Origin of the sequence: Pseudomonas californiensis (genome assembly GCF_021147775.1) — a bacterium.
Classification (GTDB): Bacteria; Pseudomonadota; Gammaproteobacteria; order Pseudomonadales; family Pseudomonadaceae; genus Aquipseudomonas; species Aquipseudomonas californiensis.
The window spans coordinates 1-21,306 of record NZ_JAGTPK010000031.1; the positions used below are offsets into that span (position 1 = coordinate 1).

Genomic DNA, 21,306 nt, shown 5'->3' on the forward strand with positions numbered 1-21,306 from the left:
GAGAAACAGCATTGCGCAATCTGACGATTGCCTTCGAGCATTACAACGAGCAGCATCCGCACAGCGCTTTGAAATACCGGTCGCCAAGAGAATTTAGGCTCTTGGCAGCAGCATCAATTTAACGGGGAGTTGGTGTCCGGTTTTGTAGGGGCAAGTCCACGTTTCTCGTTGTGATATTGAACTCCAGCTTCGGTTTCTTCTGGTCATCGGCATACTATGTCCTCTTGCTTGCGAATACATTGTTCGGGATTTCAAGCTGACGGACCTGTGTGATACGGGGCATTTTTGCGTCTAACCGCGTGATGCCCCGACGGCACGCACTTAAAGTCTAGAGGAAGGCCGTCCCAGGGATGTCCTCAGCCCCCCGTGAGTTAACGGCATGAAGCGGTTTAGAGTGAGTGTCAGCATTCGCCAAAAGCTGGCGTGGTGACAGTCAGCAGACAGTCGACTGCGGCAATCGCGGAAGGCAGCTATCGGCCAACGCTAGTCATTTTGATCAGAACCACACGAACCAAGGTAAAACAGCATGACCGTCATGCCCTTCGTACCCTGCTTGCCCTCGAAGATCACGCAGGCATAGAACTAGACTGATTGTTGCTGGGATAGACAAAGCGTTCAGCATCCACAAAAAAACATTCCCGGAATCAAACGCTATTAGCGCGAAGATGTTAGCGACCACCATACTGATTATCAGTATGTTGTACTTGAGGTGCTGACGCCTGAGGGCCGCAAAGGCTTCCCAATCATAAATCAGCCACTCAGGAGAAAAACGTCCGCATTCTGGGCACTTATGAGTAGGCGGTAGACTGATGCGAGTATGGCCACAGCAGGGGCAGCGAGCCTTCATCGTATTACTCCCTGCTGAATGATCCTGATTCGGTTTCTTGGCGATGTAATGATTGGTCCCGACTGGTGGCCGTGTTGCCGGCGCCCGTCGCAGGCTGATCGCTGTAATATAGCCCGCCGTCATGCGGCGGGTCCTCTATTTCCGCTGGTTGTACAAGGAAACATCTTTCATGGATGCGATCATTCTCGATCTAGGCACTACGATCAAAGGCGACTCCATGCTGGAAGGCTACGCCAACAAGATCGAAGTCATGTCCTACAGCCACAACGTGGCCATGCAAGTCACCAATGACGTGAGTAACTCGGAGCGTACGTCCGGCAAGCCACACATCGGCGAGTTCACCCTGACCAAGTTCGTCGACTCCGCCACTCCGAGCATCAATGAGTACTGCTGCGGCGGCAAACCAATTGCCGAGGTCAAGGTGACCGTCGGCAGCAACGCCGCCGAGAGCAACGGCCAGTTGATGCCGTTCATCATCTACACCCTGAGCAACGTGGTGGTCTCCAACGTCAGTGTCAGTGGCGGCGGCAGTGGCAAGCCGGTGGAGACCCTGTCGCTGAACTTCACCAAGATCAAATGGGAGCTGACCGCCCAGAAAGACAACGGCACCATGGAAGTCACCGCAGCCTCCACCTGGGATCTGGCGGCAAACAAACTCATTAAGGGTTGATCGCGCGTTTTCGCCCCGTTGGAGGAGACGCCCATTCGTGTTGCGCTGTTCGATCTTTTGGCTGGGTGCACATCGAATAACTTCGATGCCCGTGATCCGCTAGCTATGGATCGTTGGCCATTCGCCTTGAACTGGAGCGCCTGCTCAATACCCGGGACACCGAACGGCAGCAGATTTCCGGCGCGTCGGAGCAACTGTCTGGTGCGATTCAGGAGCAGTCGACGTCGAGGGGGAGGGCAACGTTTGGCGTTGCCGTAACTGGCTTCAGTTCTATGTAGGCACGTATTTTTGGAGGTTCCAATGCCCTACGAGTTAGAGAATCGCCTGGTGATCGGCGTCGCTTCCAGCGCTGTGTTTGATTTGGCGGGATCGGACGCAGTGTTTCAAAGTCAGGGGGAGGAGGAATACCGCAAGTTCCAGCAAAAAAATCTTCACGTCCCGCTTCCCAAGGGAATCGCGTTCCCCTTCATCAAGCGCTTGCTGTCAGTGAATGACCTGAGCGTCGATCCTGCGGACCCACTCGTCGAGGTGATACTTCTTTCGCGCAATGATCCCGACACTGGGCTGCGCGTACTGAAGACTATCGAGCACTACGGACTTGGGATGACAAGAGCGATTTTCATGCAGGGAAAGTCTCCTTATGAATACATACCAGCATTGAACATCGCTTTATTTTTGTCGGGGGACAAAAAAGATGTGGAAGCGGCCATCAAGGCCGGATACCCGGCTGGCCAGGTGCTCGATTCAAAATTCGAAGACGACGAAACTGATAAAACCCTACGCATCGCATTCGACTTTGACGGCGTACTCGCTGGCGATGAGTCCGAAACAATCATGCAGGCTTCTGGATTGTCTGAGTTCCATGCACACGAAGTGACGAACGTCATGCAGCCCCATAACCCCGGGCCGCTGAAGGAGTTCATGGTGCGGATCTCCAAAATCCAGTCGGTCGAGGAGAAGCACAAAAAGCTCAATCCTGGATACGAAAACCGCATACGCGTCTCGATCGTCACAGCCCGCAATGCGCCGTCTCATGAGCGTGCGATGAATACGCTGAAGAGTTGGGGTGTCATGGCCAATGACGCATTCTTCCTAGGTGGCATCGAGAAAGGCAAAATTTTAGCTGTATTGAAACCTCACATTTTCTTCGATGACCAATCAGGGCACCTTAAATCAACCAGCGCGGTTGCTCCATCCGTGCACATCCCTTTCGGCATCACCAATCAGATCGCGACAGCGGTTGTGCTGGAGTCTGATGCGGATCAGGTCCAGCAGGTGGTGTAACACGGGGGCCGGGCGTGGTTCCAAAGGAACTGATCAGATAAGCCGCCTGCCCGACGAGACCTGAATGCTATCGGGGTCGCCGAAAAACATTATGACTTGGCTCTAGAGCGATATTTTCAGGCAGAAAAATATCAAATTTGCCCCCAATCGCAGCCAATATGCGAGCGATTGCGAATGGCAATTTCTGACAGAGAACCAAGGTGCAGTTGGGTGGCTTTCAGTGCGCGTCCATCCATCATTGCTTGAATGGAGCCACCGGATTCGGGCACCGCGAAGGCGTCGGTTGCAGGTGGATTCGCCTCAGCCTGATTTGCTGATCATATCTAGCTCGTCCTCCAGCGCGCCTAAGAATACTTTGACCCGCATAGGCGTAAAACGTCGGCTGGGCGTCACGGCCCAGACCGAGAGTTCCTCCATTTCGGCATCCTGTAACTCAACAACTTCAAGCCTACCGTCGCGCACCTGTCGGATGATATCCCACGAGGTGAGCATCGCCAGGCCAAGGCCTTGGATCGCCGCGGTTCTCACCGCGTCTACGCTGCTGGTGTTAACCCGGCCATCTACTCGCTTGCGGGTGAGCTCTCCATCAATAATGAAAGGCCAGCGGGGAATGGCTTGCAGCTGGATGCAGTAGTGAGAGTCTAGGTCAGCCAGCTTCGTAGGTCGGCCCATGCGACGCAGGTAATCCGGCGATGCACAAATCACTCGTGGATTTGAAATGATACGCTTCGCGATCAGCTCGGAATCCCCTAATGGCGCGAGGCGGAGCGCTAAGTCCAGCCCTTGTCCGACGATGTCGACCATTTTGTCCGAGAGATCCAGGTCAACGCTCAGATCAGGATGAGCTTCCAGTAAGCGAGAGAGCATAGGCACCACTATTGATTGGCCAAATACGCTCGGCGCGGTCATCCGCAGTACCCCTGTCGCTTTGGCAGACGCTGGGCCCAGTTCGCTTTTCGCAATGTCTTCCGCGTCAATTATCGTTGTTGCATATGGCAGCAAGAGCTGACCTTCAGAGGTCAGCGAAACTGATCGGGTGGTGCGATGGAACAAGCGCGTGCCCAGTTCTTCTTCCAGCGCGGCCACTCGCCGTGACACCTGCATCGGCTGCACATCCAGTTGACGCGCAGCGGCAGAAAGACTGCCAGCAGACGCGACTGCCTGAAATACCCGAAGATCGGACGTCAGCATTTTATATCCATTTCTGTTAAGCCCGCTTCACTGGAAAGAATCTTTGTCTTCACGCCTTCGCTCGTTAGCATGCTTGAAATAGTTATTTTCATAGTGTTTTACACGAATTCAAGGGGCAATCATGAGCGAGACAAGGCACATCATCTTATCTCCGCACGATATCAAAGGCGTGCACTTCCGGAACCGCTTGGCAGTAGCCAATGACGCGGGTAACCGCGACAGAGGACGGCCTGGCCACGCAAACCATGCGTGACTACTACCTGAGGTTCGCCAAAGGCGGGTTCGGCTTGATCATCACCGAAGGACTTTATACCGATAAAGCATTTTCGCAGGGCTACCCCAACCAACCTGGCTTGGCAGATGAAGAGCAGGCAGTAGAGTGGTCGAAGATCAATCAAGATCTGCATGCGCACGGCGCTCAAGTGTTTGCGCAGATCATGCACGCCGGCGCTCTCAGTCAGGGCAATATCTATCGCCACCACAGCGTTGCACCCTCTGCAGTCCAGCCCGCTGGACAACAGATGACCGTTTACCATGGCGAAGGCTCCTACCGAATGCCTGTAGAAATGACGGATACCAACATCGCAGAAGCCATTGAAGGCTTTGCGGGCACAGCAGTACGTGCTGTTGAGGCAGGATTTGATGGCATCGAAATCCATGGGGCAAACGGGTATTTACTTGACCAGTTTCTAACGGCCCACACCAATCTGCGGAGCGACCGTTGGGGCGGAGATATCCGTCAGCGCATGAGTCTTCTCGTCGAGGTGGTCGCAGCGGTGAAAGAGCGCGTTGGAGCGAAAGTGCCGGTGGGTATTCGTATTTCTCAAGGCAAGGTCAACGATTTCAAGAACAAATGGCCTGGTGGTGAAGGCGACGCTCAAATAATCTTTAGCGCCCTCGCTGATGCTGAGGTCGACTTTATTCATGTCACTGAATATGAGGCATGGCAGCCTGCATTCGAGGGTTCTCAAGACAGTCTCATCGCTCTGGCCAGGAAATATGCCCCGGGCGTTACGATCATTGCGAACGGCAGCTTGCATGATCCGGATCGTGCAGCCGAGGTAATACGTGGGGGGCGCGCCGATCTTGTGGCGCTGGGTCGCGGCGCGCTGGGCAACCCGGATTATCCTTCGCTAATCGAGGCAGGCGCTAAGTTTCGTGAATTCGACGGCTCTATCCTTCAGCCCATTGCCAACATCAAGGCACGTGAATTGGACACAGAATTGTACGAGTAACCGCGACGAGCTCGCAGGTTTACGAATAATCGTAAACATGCCTGCCCCTCATCAGGGCGGGCATTGCATCAACTATTCAGCGCCTATTCAAACCGCGTGAGGGATCTAGCGTTACAAGCGTGCTGGGCAAGTTGAAATAGTTCTACGCGATCAGCGTGCATTAGGCTCTGTACGAAAAGTGGCTGCGCTCGGTGATGCTGCGTTAGAAACAGGCTCAGAATGCTCATTTACAGCCAGTAGACTCCGCTTCCTCGCCTGTTTTTGCCTTGCCTGACCTTCGCTCGCCGACTTTTCGTACAGAACCTAGCACGTTTTGCTCATACTTTACGAACCCAACGGCTTCGCGTCCTGCCATGCACTCAATGGCGATTGCCATACCTGCCTCAATCTTCGTCTCGTACCGGCAACAACCAAGGCGCTTCCCAGCCAATGCCGTATGAGTGCCCGTGCAGCGGGTACCCACAATAGATCTCTTTGCTCTGGAGTACCTGCAGAACGACCTCATACAGCGGTTGTGCCGACACCCCTGGCTTACACGCGTCAACGCCTGCCTCAATGGCCGCAATCGCGCCGTCATAAACCTCGTTCTGTTCAGCTGTCCATTTACCACCTGCGACGACGGATCGTGAGAAGTCCCAATGTAGTGGTCAACTAATCCCGGACACGACGTTAAGGTTTTTCTCGGCCTGAGCCGGTGGCAGCCCACCATTAAATGGGTGCGGTCGAATCCAGTTGTACCGGTGTATCAAAAAATGCCTGATATCCCGCTGAGCTTGTTGGACCGTCGTGTAGCCCATGGTCGGTATCCACTCGGTTTTCAGGCTCCTGAACACCTGCTCCATCGGCGCATTATCCCAACAGTTTCCTCGCCTGCTCATGTCTGACGCATGCGATATCGCCAAAGGCGCTGGCGATCACATTCTTACTGTCGGAGTGGAACAGCAAACCCTGAGGCTTCCCTCGCTGCTCGTAAGCCATATCCAAGGCCTTGATGACCAAGTCGGCATCCGGCTTTTCCGACAACGCCCAGTCCACAACACGGCGGGCAAAAATATCTATGTAAGTGATATCGCCACACCAGACGTGGTCATGAGCGGGCACATCAAACTCCCGGTTCAAAATATCAGGGATGTCGGGCCGCTCGACCGTCGCCTTTTTGTAAGTATGCGATCCCGGTCGTTTGCTGACCAATTCCTGATCGCGCATCAGGCTGCGCACTGCCACCAACGCTTACCGGGCTCGGGCGGAAGGCACGCCTTCACCCATAATATGTTTCTAAACGGACCACAATGGTTGTCCCTGCCTTTTGGTCTGATGTCAGATAAATCCAGAAAATTGTGGCTAAAGTCAGTAATAAAGCGATAAGGCGCAGAATTAGGGAATTACGTCGCTTGATAGGGCTGGACGTTAATTCTATAATTTTGGGAACTAACTGGCAAAAAATGGGCTTGGTACACACCATGTTGGATTTAAGCTTCAGCAAGCCGAGTGAGGTCGTCAAGCGCCTCTGCGATCGCTTGCGCATAGAGCGCTTGGCGCTGGACATGACACAGGCCGAGTTGGCCGGGCGTGCCGGCATCGCCACCAACACCGTGTCCAACCTTGAAGCCGGGCGCAATGTCGGGTTCGAGAACGTGGTCAGGGTGGCGATTGCCCTGGGCCGAACCAAGGAGCTCGAAGGCCTGTTCCTGCCAAAGCTGGAAAGCATCGAGGACATTCGTCGCTATGAAAACAGCGCCAATCGTCTCCGTTCAAAGAGGAAGTCCGGCAATGCTTGAGCAGGTGAACGTCTTCTACGAGGGCTGGGGTGAGCGATGGCAGTGGGGTACGCTGGTCTCCACGACAGCCCTGACCGGTCGCCCGCTGATCGTATTCGAGTACAGCAATGACGCCAGGCAAAGGGGCTTGGAACTGTCCTCCTACACGCTGCCGTTGGAGGGGACTCAGCTGCGTCGAGATTTTCCAGACCACCAACTGTACTTGCCAGGGCCTGTTTACGACTCGTTGCCGGACGGGTGGGGCATGTTGCTGATGGACCGTATGTTCAGGCGCCGCGGGCTCACCACGGCGCGCATTGGCTCACTGGAACGGCTGGCCTACATCGGTAGCAATGCTATGGGTGCCCTGACGTTTGAGCCCGTGGCACCCGAAGGGCAGGAATCAGAAGTCCATATCCCGCTGGAACAGCTTGCCGCCGAAGTGCAGGAAGTGCTCCATGGAGACGGTGGCGAGTTCCTGCAGACGTTGCTGCTGGTGGGTGGTTCGCCTCAAGGTGCAAGGCCTAAGGCCCTCGTCTATCGCGATCCCGAAACTGGCGGGTTTACCACTGCCGTCACGCCGGGCTTTGAAGCATGGATGGTTAAGTTCCCGGCCAAAGAAGAACATGCCGAGGTGTGTGCTATCGAAATGGTCTACGCCGAATGCCTGCGCATGTGCGGTATCGAGACCCCTGACACGCAGTACTTCAGTCTGCCAAATGGGTTAGCGGCGTTCGCGAGTAAGCGATTTGACCGCCGGGATGGTCTGCGCGTACCCATGCAAAGCCTCGCGGCCTTTACGGGGGCCAATTACCGGTCACCGGGGGTGTTGGACTACGTCAACTTCTTGCGGGCAACGCAGATGTGTACCAACGACGTGCGAGGGATGGCGGTGGCCTTCGAACGTGCCGTCTTCAATGTTGCGTTCAACAACAGAGACGATCATCCCAAAAACTTTGCCTACATCATGTCGCAAGACGGTCAGTGGAGACTGTCGCCTGCTTACGACGTGACCTTCTGCGAGGGGCCGGGTGGATACCACCAGATGGATGTGATGGGGGAAGCCCTGTCGATTTCCCGCACGCAAATGCTTCGGCTTGCCGAGGAAGCCGAGGTGCCCCTGGACACTGCAGGCAGAGTGATTGACGGCATTTGTGATGTAGCGAGCCGGTTTGCAACCATCGCCGAGAACCTATATCCACAGGTTATTACTCGAGACACCTTGCGCACGATCCAGGGCCGCATCGATGAGAGCGTAGCTCGGCTACACCACGGTCACGCGGGCAGCGGTCGCCGTTGAATCTGGAGGAGAGTGCGCCGTTCAGTAGTCCTCCAGTCGATCGCCTGGTAGCGAGTACTGCGCACATTGACGGTGGGGTAACGGCGAATCGTGAAGGTGTCGGCAGATGCGAGGCTCAATAAGCGCAGCTGCTGACATGCAATCTGTGCCGTTACCGCTAGGCTACTTCACCAATCCGTTTACCCGAGGCCTGAAGGGTCAGACTGTTGGGCATTAGGCTGGGGGCATCCTTTTTTAACCATCCAAAGCATGCCCTCAGATGTACCCCCAACGTAGCGATCCACTGGCAGTGGATGGATCTCCATGGTCTATGAAAAGGCAGAAATGATCAGCTAAACAGCCTGCCCGACGAAACCTAAAGACTATCAGGGTCGCCAAAAAACATCTGAATCCGCGAGCGCAACCAGCGTTCGCCGGGGTCGTTGTCCTGGGCGCCGCGCCAGGCCATATGCAGTTCAAAGGTGCGGGTTTCGATAGGCAATTCTTCGGCGCGTACGCCGCCTGCCGCAGCCAGCACTTGTGCAGCGTAGTCCGGCACGGTGGCGATGATGTCGGTACCGGTCAACAGCGTTGCCAGCCCATTGAATTGCGGCACGGCCAGTACCACATGACGCTTGCGGTCAATTTGCTCCAGATGTTCGTCGATGAACCCACTCAGGTCACCTGCGAATGACACCAGTGCATGGGGACGCGAGCAGAAATCGTCGAGGCTCAACGAGCCTGGGATTGAATCCGCACGCAATAACTGAGGTTTGCTTCTGCGCAGGACCTTGCGTTTTGCGTTGGCGGGCAAGTCCTGGGTGTAGCTGACGCCGACCGAGATTTCGCCGGACGCCAGCAGCGGCGGCATCAGAATGTAATTGACGCGCCGAATCACCAGCACGATGCCCGGCGCTTCGGAGCGCAGGCGCTTGAGCAGGGTGGGCAGCAGCGCGAACTCGACATCATCCGACAGACCGATGCGGAACACCGAGGTGCTGGTCGCCGGGTCGAACTCCGAAGCACGGCTGACGGCTGTCGAGATGGAGTCCAGGGCAGGGGACAGCAGGCCAAAAATTTCTGTGGCGCGCGCGGTGGGCTCCATGCTGCGCCCGGTACGCACGAACAGCGGATCGTCGAACAGACCACGCAAGCGTGACAAGGCTGCACTGATTGCCGGTTGCCCGAGGAACAGCTTCTCTGCAGCACGGGTGACGCTTCTTTCATGCATCAGGGTTTCAAAGACGATGAGCAGATTGAGGTCGACGCGACGCAGGTCGTTGCGGTTCATACAGAAGGTCTCGGGCCGTTTGTCTGTTGGAAGCGGGAGCAGGTTGCGATAGTACGAGCAAAAGCCCGTTCAGCGAATCGAAAATTCATTGAACGCTCGACAAGCTGGCTTAAATGCCCACACGGGTTGCATTGTTTGGTCGACATGCGAACAATGGCCGCCGGTCTGCGCCTTGCGCTCAGAAGCTGTCTGACTGTCAAGCCCCGGTTTCAGGGCACAATCGATTGCAGGCATGTCGACTATCAATAGCCACCCATAGCATCGCCGGCAGTACCCGGATAAAGTTTGTGGCATCAAGGTTTACAAGGCGAGGTTCTAAATGTCCCGCACGATCCGTTTTCATCAGTTTGGCCCGGCCGAGGTGCTCAAGGTCGAAGAGCACCCTGTCGCGTTGCCAGCACCGGACGAGGTGCAGGTGCGTGTCCAGGCGATTGGTGTCAGCTGGTATGACGTTCTCTGGCGACAAAATCTTGCTTCAACCCAGGCTCGGTTACCAGCTGGGCTTGGCTACGAGATGGCGGGCGTGGTCACTGCAGTCGGCGAAGCCGTCACTGATCTGGCGGTTGGCGACAAGGTAGCGAGTTTTCCTGCAGCGGACGCCAACCAGCATCCGGTTTACGGCGAGTCCGTCGTCGTGCCGCGCACCGCGCTGGCGCGATACCCGGATGTACTCACGGCAGTCGAAGCCAGCGTGCATTACACGCCGTATCTGGTCGCCTACTTTGCCTACGTCGATCTGGCCCGCATCAAGGCCGGGCAAACCGTGCTGGTGACCGACGCCAGCCATTGTTCGGGGCCTGCTTTCGTCCAGCTCGGTAAGGCGCTGGGTGTTCGGGTGATTGCGGCGACCAAGACCGACGATGCGCGCGAGTACCTTTTAGCGCTGGGCGCCGACAAGGTGGTGGTGACCGAAGAGCAGGATCTGCTGATGGCCATCAACAAGTACACCGACAACCGTGGCGTGGACGCGGTGTTCGATGGCTTGGGCGGACCGCAGATGTCGATCATGGGCGATGTGCTTGCGCCGCGTGGCAGCCTGGTTCTTTACGGCCTGCAGGGCGGCAACCAGACGCCATTCCCGGCGTGCGCAGCGTTTCAGAAGAACATCCAGTTCTACGTGCATTGTCTGGGCAACTTCACCGGCAAGCCTGAACTGGGCATCACTCAGGACCAGGAAGCGCTGCAACGGGCATTGCGCGACATCAACCAGATGACGGCTGATCGTGTGCTGACGCCACTGCAGACTCGCACATTCGCCTTCGAGAACGTGGTGCAGGCGCACCGTTACATGGACGGATGCCCGATTGGTGGTCGTGCAGTGCTGGAGGTCGAGCCCGTCTGACGGGGTCATCGTCCAGAGAGCTGATTGAGAGCCTTGAAGCCTTGCATGATGCAGGGCTTTTTTGTGGGCGCAGTTTGCCGGGTGCTGCAGTAAAATACAGTCCGACTCGTGCCTGTGTGGCAGATTTCACTGGCTGTAGCGACACATCAATTTAACGGCAGCGTGCTATTCAGCAACATCAAGCGAGCGGAGACGTGCATGACTCACCGGCAGTATCTACGGATGACAAACGACGTCCGAAACGGCGTCGTCCGCCATCCCGTTCTATCTGGAAAGATCAGTTGACGTCAGAAGCTGTCGTTACGGCGGAGCGTAACGTGCTCCCAGTACCAAACATCTGATTGAAAGCTGAATGAAAGCTTTGGAATATCAATCCTGAATTGTTTAATGTGGCGTTTGTTAGTGTTTAGCGCGACTGTCGGATAATCAGTGGTGAGCGCAATGCTTTCCTACGTCTCGAACGCCTGTGTGTCAGGTTGACAGTGATTGGGTGTGGATATTTATCCTTTATTTACAATGAGTTGTAACGTTTTTTTATATAAAAAGCCCAGATATGCAGGCGAGCTAAAGTCGTTTTTTAATAAACGCCATGTTCAAGTAGTTGCAGCGAGGCTCAGTGACTGTGCGGCTTTAAGTTTGAATTCTGTGCCTTGTATTTGTTTTCGGGATGCTGATAATAGTTGCCAGTTATTACTCAGGGAGTGAGTCATGGTTAATTATAAACTCGAGGGTCGTCCTCATGTTCAACAGGGTGTTGGCGTGGGCGCATGCTGTGATAAACAGACAGGTGGACGACAATGAGCTCGATCCACGAACAGGCAATGAATTACGTCTACCAACAGGTGTTGCAACGGTTGTTGGGGTATTTCAGTCGCGCAGAACGCACTGCGCTTCAATTATTGATTCAGCGATTGATTGTGGCGGCAGGTGGCATTGAACGGATTACCTCATTCAAGGTGTTGGTTGCATTCGGCGGTGGCAAGGACAGTGCTTACACGCTGGCGTTTTTAAGAGCCGCTCAACTGAGTATTGCCTGTAGGGCTCCCGGCACGTTCAACCTTCGAGTTGCAAACCGCCGACATGCAGGGATGACGTCGGTGGTGATGGACAACATTCATCGCACCTATTCAGCGCTCTTTCTGTATGACGACCCTCGCGTTGAAATGCTGGTGTTCGATAACCAGTACACGCAGGCTTTTGAGCCGGACCTGCCGTTTTCCAGCGCAGGCCGGGAGCAGAATCGTTCGGACATGCTGCTCGCCGGGCATTTGTCAGCAGGCGATGCGCGTACAACGTTCTGCAACAGTTGCTATCTGGGCCTGGTCGAGTTTCTGGGTCGCGCATCGTCATGGGGCAAAGGGGTAGATGCGCTGGTCAGCGGCGACTCGCGCAAGGAACAAAAGCAGTACATGACTTGGTTGATGCGGCTTGCCCGACAAGCAGGGCAGAGTACCGCTCATTGGCGCGGCCAGACCGCAAACAGTGCAATCAGGGCTCTCGATGTGGTTGGGCAGGCGTTTTATCACGAACTCTACGGTTCTGAAGAGCGGCCCGAAAAAGCTGTGAGAGCGATCAGTTACCCCACCAAGTCCAGCACGCCAGCCTTTATAGGCATTGCCGACCTGGTGAGTTGCAAAACTGACGAGCATTGGGCGCTGCTGACCGAGTTTCTCGATTTCCGCTTTGATGATCTGGCGTTCAGCTTCAGCGAGTCGGACTGCGCCAATCCGCTACTCATGGCGCATATGCGAGGCCTCAATGCGCAGTATCTTCAGGATCGCAATTACGCCGACGGGATAGCCGAATATCTGACGCTGGCGACATCACTCATGCGCGCCAGGCAGATGCCGTCCCGCTTGATTGATCAGGCCTTGAGCGCCTATGCGGGCGAGGAACGGATCGAAGCCCGTCGTGAGTTGGCAACGGGGTTCGCGCAGGATGGATTCGGCCTGAATGAAACCCAATTGGTATGTCTGCTGTTTTCACCCTTTGTCGACGAGGGGCAGGGGTTGGAACCGTTTCTGCGTCGTTGTCATGCGGGCATGCTGGTCGCACTGCCTGATCTGCACCGAGCGCTGGCCGGTCAGAGCGCCCCTGATCAGGTCCTGCAGTGGCTGGTGGAGATCAGTGGGTTGACCATTGACGGGTTGCGCGGGCTCTACAACAAGCATCGAGTGGACTTCGACGATGATCAGTCGATCATTGCGAGAATTCGTGCCGCAGACCCAGACAAACGCCGGATCGAAACCGTCGATATCAGCACGGGCGAGCCTGTGAAACTGATGCTCTCCGGACGCTGATGACGCTTTGCGTCTGGGCTGTAAGCGATATCACCGGTGCCCGGCCTCAGCCGGGTATCGGTTACCTGGAACCTCTTTTTGGCTGAGTGCCAGGTTGCCTTTCATGAAAAAAACCACGGATTTCGCCTATCAGGCGGTGTATCGCTATCTTGTTCGTCTGGTCAACGAGGCGCACGACACGTCGGCTCGAAGGATGCCGTCGCTGCGCCAGTTGGCACGTCGTCTTCGGGTGTCCATATCAACGGTGCAAAACGCCTATTCTTTACTTGAGAAAGAAGGGCGGGTGCGTGCCGTTCCCAAATCGGGTTACTACTCCGTGCCGGCTGACGGCCTTGATCTGGAACAGATGCTGAGCAGTAACGTCGATCCTCTGCTGGATGCGCTTCACCGAGGTGCCCGTCGACCGGGCATGTCGTTGATGGGCAGTGACGAGCCCACGGTGTTGCAGGTACAGGACAACCCGTTGCTGGCGATGGAGCGTGAACTGACACGGCAATATCCCGCTCCGCGCGACTCAGGGTTTCAGCCATTCGGAGACCTTGAACTACGCACTGCGCTGGCGGCTCGCTACACATGCAACGCAAAGGAAGGCTGGTACGCAGATAACGTTTACATAGGTCCGGACCTGCCCGGAATGCTCAAGGCGGTAATCGAGATACTGCAATTGCGTGGCACCTGCGTGCTGGTTGAATCGCCCTGCGCATGGACCCTGCTGCGCCTTTTGCAGTCGTTTGATATCAAGGTCATTGAGCTATCGGCAGATGAGGAGGGCAGCGTTGATCTGGTCCTGCTTGATCAGATGCTGAAAGAGAAGTCTGTGAGCATGGCTTTCATGTCCTCCGCGCTCAATCCGGTGCGAGGCAGTCTGCGGCCGCTGCACAATACGCACGCCATTGCCGATCTGCTTAACCATTACGGCGTCTGGGTGCTGGAGAATGACAGCCATGGCGAGTTGCTTTTTACTCAAGGGCAGAGCTGCCTGCGCGATATGATTGATCCGCAACGCCTTTTGATTCTCGGCACCTTCGACAAATCGCTGGGCCCTGAAACGCCTTATGGCTATCTGCTGTGCAAGGCTTTTCAGCCTCAATGTCAGCACTACTTCCTGTTGCGGGCTTTTGAGTTGCCGCCGATCCGTCAGCGGGCGATTGCCAGGTTGTGCAACAGCGGGCGCCTGGATGCGCTGTTGAGTGATCTGCGCCACTCTCTCGCATCGCGGATGCACACGATGACACAGCAACTTGATCAGCATCTGAGCCGGACATTGCGCTATGAGGTGCCAGCAGGAGGTTGCGGTATCTGGGCGCACAGTCTGCATCCCATGGACATGCGTCAGGTGTTCGAATCGTTGCTGGCGCAACGTATCGTCATTGCCCCTGGTGAGTTGTTCAGTCTGCAGGGCTGGCACCGGCATTCATTGCGAATCAGCTACGCCATCGACTGGGCCCAGAACCCGGAGCCCATGCTGGTCGCGCTGGATGGCGCGTGCCGGCAGGCAAGACTTCACTAGACGGTCAGTCTTGGCTGCACTACGGGCCGTCGATCCATTTGTATTTGCCAGACCGGGTCGGGACTGTTATCTGTACGCCCATCCAGTATCTGAACATGACGGCTCGTTTGCGCAGTGACCCTGACCCTTCCTGAAAACCCCCTTGCCCAAGCCTCTGCCGGCCTCGCTGCGCCGCCACGCTATGTGGTGGCAGTGCGAGCCTTGTGCGAATTCACTGCCAAGGTCGGTGATCTTGATCTGCGCTTCACCCCATCGCCAACCGCCCAGGAGGGGATTGCCGGGCATCGCACCGTCGCCTCAAGGCGCGGTGCGGGCTATCAGGCTGAGCTGTCACTGACTGGCGATTATCGTGAACTGACCGTGCGGGGCAGGGCAGACGGCTACGATCCTGTCAGTAATCAGCTTGAAGAGGTCAAGACTTACCGTGGCGATCTGGATGCCATGCCAGCCAACCACCGGCAACTGCACTGGGCGCAGGTGAAAGTCTATGGTTGGCTGCTGTGCCAGCAGTTGGGCCTCAAGGAGGTCACGCTGGCGCTGGTGTACTTCAACATCGTCAGTGAGAATGAAACGCTGATTCGGGAACACTTCAGCGTCGATGCGCTGCAGCAGTTCTTCGAGCAGCAGTGCGCGATATTCCTCGGCTGGGCGCAGCAGGAGCTGACTCACACCCAGTCGCTGCACAGTGAACTGACCGCGTTGACATTTCCACACACAACATTTCGAACTGGCCAGCGTGCCTTGGCCGAGTCTGTGTACAAGGCGGTAAGCACCGGCTGTTGCCTGATGGCGCAGGCACCAACCGGTATTGGCAAGACAGTAGGCACGCTGTTTCCGCTGCTCAAGGCCGTGCCCGGACAGAAACTCGACAAGGTGGTTTTTCTCACCGCCAAGACGCCCGGTCGGCGGTTGGCGCTGGACGCCTTGCACATCATTGGACGCAACGCGCCCACCCTGAAGCTCCGTGTATTGGAACTGGTGGCACGGGACAAGGCTTGCGAGCATCTGGACAAAGCCTGCAACGGAGATTCCTGCCCCTTGGCGCGCGGTTTCTATGATCGCTTGCCTGCCGCACGCTCGGCCGCGCTGCAATCACCCTGGCTGGATCAGGCTGGTGTGCGCGAGGTCGCGTTGCAGCATCAGGTCTGCCCGTATTACCTGAGCCAGGAACTGGCGCGCTGGTCCGACGTGGTGGTTGCCGATTACAACTATTACTTCGACCTGAGCGCGCTGCTCTTTGGTCTGAGCCAGCTCAACCAGTGGCGTGTGGCTGTGCTGGTCGACGAAGCGCATAACATGGTCGAACGAGCGCGGCAGATGTACAGCGCAAGTCTGGATCAAAATCAGGTAAAGGCCCTGATCCCGACCGCACCCGAGCCCGTCAAAAAAGCACTGCAACGCCTGAACCGGCAGTGGAGTGCATTGCACAAGGAACAGTCGGGCGTCTATCAGGCCTATGCAAAAACGCCGGACAAGTTCGTCAACAGCTTGAACCTGTGTATTACGGCTCTTGGCGACTTCTTCAACGAGCACCCGCAAAACGTCGAAGGCGCCTTGCAGGGCTTCTACCTGGAAGCGATCGGTTTTTCGCGTATCGCCGAACTGTTCGATGAGCACTTCATTTTCGATATTGCCAAGCGCGACGTTGGCAGCAAGGGCAGCCTGTCGCGGCTGAGTCTGCGCAATGTGGTGCCTGCGCGCTTCATTCGTCCGCGCCTGACAGCGGCGCGCAGCACTGTGTTGTTTTCCGCCACCCTCAGCCCTCGGCACTATTACGCCGACCTGCTCGGCTTGCCGAGCAACACCGCCTGGATCGATGTCGAGTCGCCATTCCACCATGAGCAGTTGGAGGTGCGCATTGTCAGCCGGATCTCCACCCGCTACGCCCATCGTCAGGCTTCACTGGCACCTATCGTCGAGCTGATGGCTGAGCAGTTTGAAGCTCGGCCGGGCAATTACCTGGCGTTCTTCAGCAGCTTCGATTACCTGCAGCAGGTGGCAGACCTGATGGCGCGGACCCACCCGAATGTCCCACTGTGGCAGCAGGCCAGGGGGATGGGCGAGAGTGAGCGACAGGCGTTTCTCGACCGCTTTACGCTCAACAGTCAGGGTATCGGTTTTGCGGTGTTGGGCGGTGCGTTTGGCGAGGGTATCGATTTGCCGGGCGCGCGCTTGATAGGCGCGTTCATCGCCACGCTGGGGTTGCCGCAATTGAACCCGGTCAATGAGCAGTTCAAGCAGCGAATGGCTGCATTGTTTGGTGCAGGCTACGATTACACCTATCTTTATCCCGGGCTGCAGAAAGTCGTGCAGGCGGCCGGGCGGGTGATCAGAAGTCAGAGTGATCGCGGGGTCGTCACCCTGATCGATGACCGCTTTGCCGAGCGCAAGGTCACGCAGCTGTTTCCCGCCTGGTGGCGGCTTGGCCCCTCAGATACTTAGGGATCGATAACTGAGCGGCGTGGTCGAACTGCCAGTAAACTGCCGCATCACTGGCGTGTTCGCCAACGGCGTTGTTTTCGTATTCCAATTTTTAGCCATGGAGGTTGTATGAGTCTCAGCCCTTTCGCCGGCAAGCTGGCACCTGCTCAGTTGTTGGTCGATATTCCCCGACTGGTGACGGCGTACTACACCGGTCAGCCGGATGCCTCGGTTGCGACCCAGCGCGTTTCGTTCGGGACCTCCGGGCATCGTGGTACTTCGTTTGAGCTGAGCTTCAATGAGTGGCACGTTCTGGCCATCAGCCAGGCGATCTGCCTTTATCGCCAGACAAAAGGTATCGATGGTCCGCTGTTTCTGGGTGCAGATACCCACGCGCTGTCGACCCCAGCCGCTGCTACAGCACTTGAAGTCCTGGCCGCCAACGGCGTCACCGTGATGATTTCCCAAGGCGATGAATACACGCCGACACCGGCGGTTTCTCACGCGATCATCTGCTACAACCGTGGCCGTACCTCGGGCTTTGCGGACGGTATTGTCATTACCCCGTCGCATAACCCGCCACAAAGCGGTGGCTTCAAATACAACCCGCCCAATGGCGGCCCGGCCGACAGTGACGTCACCAAATGGATTGAGAACAAGGCCAACGAATTGCTGGCCGAGAAGGTGCTGGGCGTCTCGCGCATGAGCCACGAAAAGGCACTGCGCGCTGACACTACCCACCGCCATGACTACGTGAACACCTATGTGGCCGATCTCAAAAGCGTGATCGACATGGACGCCATCCGCGATGCGGGCCTGCGTCTGGGCGTCGATCCCCTGGGCGGTGCTGGCGTCAACTACTGGTCGGCGATTGGCGAACACTACGGCCTGAACCTGGACGTGGTGAACAAATTCGTCGACGCCACGTTCCGCTTCATGAGCGTGGACTGGGACGGCCAGATTCGTATGGACCCGTCTTCCAGCCATGCCATGCAAAGCCTGATCGGCCTTAAAGACCGCTATCAGGTCGCTTTCGCCTGCGACCCGGACCATGACCGCCACGGCATCGTGACGCCTACCGGTGGCCTGATGACGCCCAACAGCTATCTGGCGGTGTCTATCGACTACCTGTTCCAGAATCGTCCTGAATGGCGCACCGATGCTGCCGTGGGCAAGACCGTGGTCAGCAGCGGCATGATTGACCGGGTTGCCAAGCGTCTCGGCCGTCGCTTGTATGAAGTGCCGGTGGGCTTCAAATATTTTGCTGATGGACTGTTTGACGGTTCGCTGGGTTTTGGTGGCGAGGAGAGCGCTGGCGCTTCGTTCCTGCGTCGCGACGGTTCTGTCTGGACGACCGACAAGGATGGCTTGATCCCGGCATTGCTGGCGGCCGAAATGACCGCGCGTATCGGCCGTGACCCGAGCGAGCTGTACAAGACAATGACCGACGAGCTGGGCCAGCCTTTCTCGACGCGGGTCGATGCCAAGGCCAATCCGCAGCAGAAAGCGTTGCTTAGCAAGTTGTCACCGGATCGGGTGACATCCACTGAGCTGGCGGGGGAATCCATCCAGAATATTCTCAGCAAGGCACCGGGCAACGATCAGGCATTTGGCGGCTTGAAAGTCATGACCGAAAACGGCTGGTTCGCAGCGCGGCCCTCGGGCACCGAGGACATCTACAAGATCTACGCCGAAAGCTTTATCAGCGAGGATCATCTCCAGCGTCTGGTAGCAGAAGCTCAGGTGTTGGTTGACGGGGCCATTTCAGCCAAATAAAGCGCTCTGCCTGAAACCTCGAACCTTACCGGTTCGAGGTTTTTTATATCCGGCTGTGTCGATCAATCGCGATAGAAGACTTGCACCAGGTGGTAGCCGAACTTGCTCTTGATCGGTCCATGCACAGTGCGCAGCGGTTTTTTGAAGATCACCTGATCAATCGCGCCCACCATCTGCCCGGGCCGCACCTCGCCCAGATCGCCGCCACGTTTGCCCGACGGGCAGCTAGAATGCTTCCTGGCCAGTACATCAAAAGCCTCGCCCTTGGCGATGCGCTGCTTGAGCTGCTCGGCTTCTTCGGCGGTTTTCACCAGAATGTGTCGGGCCTGGGCTTTCATGTCGCAATATCACCTGTTGAAAAAGGCTGCCATTATGCCTGTCTCTGGTATCGGGTGCCTGCCCTGACGTCGGTTGCCTTCAAGCTGACGGCCTGTCGTATTTCATTTATTTCGTACGGAATTGATTATGGATTTCCCGGCGTTGTTGAAGATTCTGGCCAGCCAGGATGGATCGGACCTTTATCTTTCTACCGGAGCGCCGCCATGCGCCAAGTTCAATGGCGTGCTCAAGCCGCTGGGTACTGAAACCCTCAAGCCCGGCGACGTGGCGCTGGTGGCCCAGGGGCTGATGGATGAGGAACAGAAACTCGAGTTCCAGCGCGAGCTCGAGATGAACCTCGCGGTGTCGCTGCCCGGCATCGGGCGATTCCGCATCAACGTGTTCATGCAGCGCAACGAAGTGTCTATCGTGGCGCGTAACATCAAGCTGGACATTCCAAAGTTCGAGGACCTTCATCTGCCACCGGTGCTGCTTGATGTGATCATGGAAAAACACGGTCTGGTGCTGTTTGTCGGGGCTACCGGTTCGGGCAAATCAACGTCGCTTGCTGCGCTCATTGACTACCGCAACCGCAACGCCAGCGGTCACATCATCACCATTGAAGACCCGGTCGAATTCATCCACCGACACAAGAAATCCATCGTCAACCAGCGCGAAGTCGGCGTGGATACGCGCAGTTTCCGTGCAGCACTGAAAAACACCCTGCGTCAGGCGCCGGACGTAATCCTGATCGGCGAAATCCGCGACCGCGAAACCATGGAGCACGCATTGGCGTTCGCTGACACCGGGCATCTCGCGATCTCCACGTTGCACGCCAACAATGCCAACCAGGCGCTGGACCGGATCATCAACTTTTTCCCCGAAGAGCGTCATGCACAACTGCTGCATGATCTGGGCAACAACCTCAAGGCGTTCGTGTCTCAGCGTCTGGTCAGAACCCCCGACGGCAAGCGGCGTGCTGCGGTGGAAGTGATGATGGGCACGCCGACCATTCGTGACCTCATCCAGCGCAACGAACTGAAAGAGCTCAAGGGCATCATGGAGAAGTCCGGCAGTCTGGGCATGCAGACCTTTGACACTGCACTGTTCAATCTGGCGGTCGAAGGGGCGATCAGCGAAGAGGAGGCACTCAAGCACGCCGACTCACAGAACAACGTGCGCCTGCGTCTCAAACTTCACGGTGAAGGTGCGGTGAACACCATTACCACAGCACCTGCGGCGCCTCAGGGTTCCAGTAAACCAAACATGTCTGAATGGGGGCTGGTCGGCGACGAACCCCCGTCCAACAGCTGAATCGTTTTTTACTGGGCAAGCCAGCCGCCATCGACGTTCCAGGCAGCGCCGCGAACCTGAACCGCCGCGTCGCTGCACAGGAACAGCACCAGTTCACCCAGTTGCTGCGGCGTTACAAAATCCAGCGACGGCTGTTTCTCGGCCAACAAGTCCTGGCGTGCCTGATCTGTATCGCCTCCGCGTTTGTCGATCTGTTGCTGCACCAGGGGCGTCAGCACCCATCCCGGACAGATCGCGTTGCAGGTGACGTTGCTGCGCGCGGTTTCCAGCGCCACTACTTTGGTCAGTCCGATAACGCCATGCTTGGCTGCTACATAGGCGGCCTTGCCAGTCGAACCCACGAGGCCGTGCACTGAAGCGACATTGATGATTCTGCCCCAGTCTTTACTGCGCATGCCTGGCATGCACAAGCGGGTGGTATGGAACACAGAGGACAGGTTGATGGCCATGATCGAGTCCCACTGCTCGACCGGGAAGTCCTCGATATTGCTCACATGCTGAATGCCAGCGTTGTTGACCAGGATGTCGACACCGCCAAACTCCTGGTCGGCGTAGGCAATCATATCGGCGATCTGCGCCGGATCGCTGACATCCGCGGCATGATGGCCAACCCTGACGCCCAATTGCTCGACATTCCTGACCACTGCCGAGGCGTCGCCAAACCCGTTCAACACCAGATTGGCACCTGCTTTGGCAAGCTCCAGCGCGATACCCAGCCCGATGCCGCTGGTCGAACCTGTTACCAGGGCGGTTTTACCATGCAGACTCATA

The 21,306-nt window shown here is 56.7% G+C and carries 15 protein-coding genes and 3 pseudogenes; 12 read left to right on the forward strand and 6 right to left on the reverse strand.

The genetic code is table 11. The features are described from left to right. The 3 genes from KDX37_RS22670 to KDX37_RS22680 all read left to right on the forward strand — a co-directional run. On the forward strand, positions 1-122 hold a 122-nt coding region (locus KDX37_RS22670), incomplete at its 5' end, for an integrase core domain-containing protein (RefSeq protein ID WP_231655304.1). 894 nt (positions 123-1,016) lie between these two features. After that, positions 1,017-1,517, forward strand: coding sequence for an Hcp family type VI secretion system effector (locus KDX37_RS22675; RefSeq protein ID WP_231655260.1), 501 nt, complete (start codon positions 1,017-1,019; stop codon positions 1,515-1,517). Between the two features lie 300 nt (positions 1,518-1,817). Continuing rightward, positions 1,818-2,801 carry a 5'-nucleotidase gene (locus tag KDX37_RS22680; RefSeq protein ID WP_231655261.1) on the forward strand — a complete coding sequence of 328 codons (984 nt, stop codon included), beginning with the start codon at positions 1,818-1,820 and terminating at the stop codon, positions 2,799-2,801. Positions 2,802-3,101: 300 nt separating this feature from the next. Here the strand turns inward: KDX37_RS22680 and KDX37_RS22685 are convergent, their stop codons facing one another. Then, positions 3,102-3,992 (reverse strand): LysR family transcriptional regulator, encoded by an 891-nt coding sequence (locus KDX37_RS22685; protein WP_231655262.1) that lies wholly within the window; start codon positions 3,990-3,992, stop codon positions 3,102-3,104. Between the two features lie 121 nt (positions 3,993-4,113). Between KDX37_RS22685 and KDX37_RS22690 the strand changes: the two are divergent. Beyond that, a pseudogene (locus KDX37_RS22690) lies at positions 4,114-5,227 on the forward strand (NADH:flavin oxidoreductase). Between the two features lie 383 nt (positions 5,228-5,610). On the opposite strand, the pseudogene KDX37_RS29865 reads toward KDX37_RS22690, so the two are convergent. Further along, a pseudogene (locus KDX37_RS29865) lies at positions 5,611-5,856 on the reverse strand (M24 family metallopeptidase); the annotation flags it as partial. A gap of 18 nt (positions 5,857-5,874) precedes the next feature. After that, positions 5,875-6,445 (reverse strand): annotated as a pseudogene (locus KDX37_RS22695) (IS3 family transposase); the annotation flags it as partial. A gap of 242 nt (positions 6,446-6,687) precedes the next feature. On the opposite strand from KDX37_RS22695, the gene KDX37_RS22700 reads away from it, so the two are divergent. Continuing rightward, the gene (locus KDX37_RS22700; RefSeq protein WP_231655263.1) at positions 6,688-7,005 is read left to right on the forward strand and encodes a helix-turn-helix domain-containing protein; all 318 of its coding nucleotides are present in this window, start codon (positions 6,688-6,690) and stop codon (positions 7,003-7,005) included. Then, positions 6,998-8,284 (forward strand): type II toxin-antitoxin system HipA family toxin, encoded by a 1,287-nt coding sequence (locus KDX37_RS22705; RefSeq protein WP_231655264.1) that lies wholly within the window; start codon positions 6,998-7,000, stop codon positions 8,282-8,284. The genes KDX37_RS22700 and KDX37_RS22705 overlap by 8 nt, the downstream gene beginning before the upstream one ends. 355 nt (positions 8,285-8,639) lie before the next feature. On the opposite strand, the gene KDX37_RS22710 is transcribed toward KDX37_RS22705, so the two are convergent. After that, the gene (locus tag KDX37_RS22710; protein WP_231655265.1) at positions 8,640-9,554 is read right to left on the reverse strand and encodes a LysR substrate-binding domain-containing protein; all 915 of its coding nucleotides are present in this window, start codon (positions 9,552-9,554) and stop codon (positions 8,640-8,642) included. 319 nt (positions 9,555-9,873) lie between these two features. Here KDX37_RS22710 and KDX37_RS22715 point away from each other — a divergent pair, with 319 nt between their 5' ends. From KDX37_RS22715 to pgm, 5 genes are all read left to right on the forward strand, one after another. After that, positions 9,874-10,896, forward strand: coding sequence for a zinc-dependent alcohol dehydrogenase family protein (locus KDX37_RS22715; RefSeq protein WP_231655266.1), 1,023 nt, complete (start codon positions 9,874-9,876; stop codon positions 10,894-10,896). A 797-nt stretch (positions 10,897-11,693) separates the two neighbouring features. Further along, the gene (locus tag KDX37_RS22720; protein WP_231655267.1) at positions 11,694-13,196 is read left to right on the forward strand and encodes a hypothetical protein; all 1,503 of its coding nucleotides are present in this window, start codon (positions 11,694-11,696) and stop codon (positions 13,194-13,196) included. 103 nt (positions 13,197-13,299) lie between these two features. Beyond that, positions 13,300-14,706 carry an aminotransferase-like domain-containing protein gene (locus KDX37_RS22725; RefSeq protein ID WP_231655268.1) on the forward strand — a complete coding sequence of 469 codons (1,407 nt, stop codon included), beginning with the start codon at positions 13,300-13,302 and terminating at the stop codon, positions 14,704-14,706. A gap of 114 nt (positions 14,707-14,820) precedes the next feature. Further along, entirely contained in the window at positions 14,821-17,148 is a 2,328-nt protein-coding gene (locus KDX37_RS22730; protein WP_406643136.1) for an ATP-dependent DNA helicase, read from the forward strand. 108 nt (positions 17,149-17,256) lie between these two features. Continuing rightward, entirely contained in the window at positions 17,257-18,903 is a 1,647-nt protein-coding gene (gene pgm, locus KDX37_RS22735) for a phosphoglucomutase (alpha-D-glucose-1,6-bisphosphate-dependent) (protein WP_231655269.1), read from the forward strand. A gap of 62 nt (positions 18,904-18,965) precedes the next feature. Here pgm and KDX37_RS22740 read toward each other — a convergent pair whose 3' ends face one another. Next, positions 18,966-19,241, reverse strand: a complete 276-nt coding sequence (locus tag KDX37_RS22740) for a peptidylprolyl isomerase (RefSeq protein ID WP_122668261.1) — start codon at positions 19,239-19,241, stop codon at positions 18,966-18,968. Positions 19,242-19,368: 127 nt separating this feature from the next. On the opposite strand from KDX37_RS22740, the gene KDX37_RS22745 reads away from it, so the two are divergent. Further along, complete coding sequence (locus KDX37_RS22745; protein ID WP_231655270.1) at positions 19,369-20,535, forward strand: PilT/PilU family type 4a pilus ATPase; 1,167 nt, start codon at positions 19,369-19,371, stop codon at positions 20,533-20,535. Between the two features lie 8 nt (positions 20,536-20,543). Here KDX37_RS22745 and KDX37_RS22750 read toward each other — a convergent pair whose 3' ends face one another. Further along, positions 20,544-21,305 (reverse strand): 3-hydroxybutyrate dehydrogenase, encoded by a 762-nt coding sequence (locus tag KDX37_RS22750; protein ID WP_231655271.1) that lies wholly within the window; start codon positions 21,303-21,305, stop codon positions 20,544-20,546. Between the last annotated feature and the right edge of the window lies 1 nt (position 21,306).

What these genes read in the sequence shown, in the direction of transcription:
- KDX37_RS22675 (WP_231655260.1), top strand. Translation starts at nt 1,017, where the DNA reads ATGGATGCGATCATTCTCGATCTAGGCACTACGATCAAAGGCGACTCC.
- KDX37_RS22680 (WP_231655261.1), top strand. Translation starts at nt 1,818, where the DNA reads ATGCCCTACGAGTTAGAGAATCGCCTGGTGATCGGCGTCGCTTCCAGC.
- KDX37_RS22685 (WP_231655262.1), bottom strand. Translation starts at nt 3,992, where the DNA reads ATGCTGACGTCCGATCTTCGGGTATTTCAGGCAGTCGCGTCTGCTGGC.
- KDX37_RS22700 (WP_231655263.1), top strand. Translation starts at nt 6,688, where the DNA reads ATGTTGGATTTAAGCTTCAGCAAGCCGAGTGAGGTCGTCAAGCGCCTC.
- KDX37_RS22705 (WP_231655264.1), top strand. Translation starts at nt 6,998, where the DNA reads ATGCTTGAGCAGGTGAACGTCTTCTACGAGGGCTGGGGTGAGCGATGG.
- KDX37_RS22710 (WP_231655265.1), bottom strand. Translation starts at nt 9,554, where the DNA reads ATGAACCGCAACGACCTGCGTCGCGTCGACCTCAATCTGCTCATCGTC.
- KDX37_RS22715 (WP_231655266.1), top strand. Translation starts at nt 9,874, where the DNA reads ATGTCCCGCACGATCCGTTTTCATCAGTTTGGCCCGGCCGAGGTGCTC.
- KDX37_RS22720 (WP_231655267.1), top strand. Translation starts at nt 11,694, where the DNA reads ATGAGCTCGATCCACGAACAGGCAATGAATTACGTCTACCAACAGGTG.
- KDX37_RS22725 (WP_231655268.1), top strand. Translation starts at nt 13,300, where the DNA reads ATGAAAAAAACCACGGATTTCGCCTATCAGGCGGTGTATCGCTATCTT.
- pgm (WP_231655269.1), top strand. Translation starts at nt 17,257, where the DNA reads ATGAGTCTCAGCCCTTTCGCCGGCAAGCTGGCACCTGCTCAGTTGTTG.
- KDX37_RS22740 (WP_122668261.1), bottom strand. Translation starts at nt 19,241, where the DNA reads ATGAAAGCCCAGGCCCGACACATTCTGGTGAAAACCGCCGAAGAAGCC.
- KDX37_RS22745 (WP_231655270.1), top strand. Translation starts at nt 19,369, where the DNA reads ATGGATTTCCCGGCGTTGTTGAAGATTCTGGCCAGCCAGGATGGATCG.
- KDX37_RS22750 (WP_231655271.1), bottom strand. Translation starts at nt 21,305, where the DNA reads ATGAGTCTGCATGGTAAAACCGCCCTGGTAACAGGTTCGACCAGCGGC.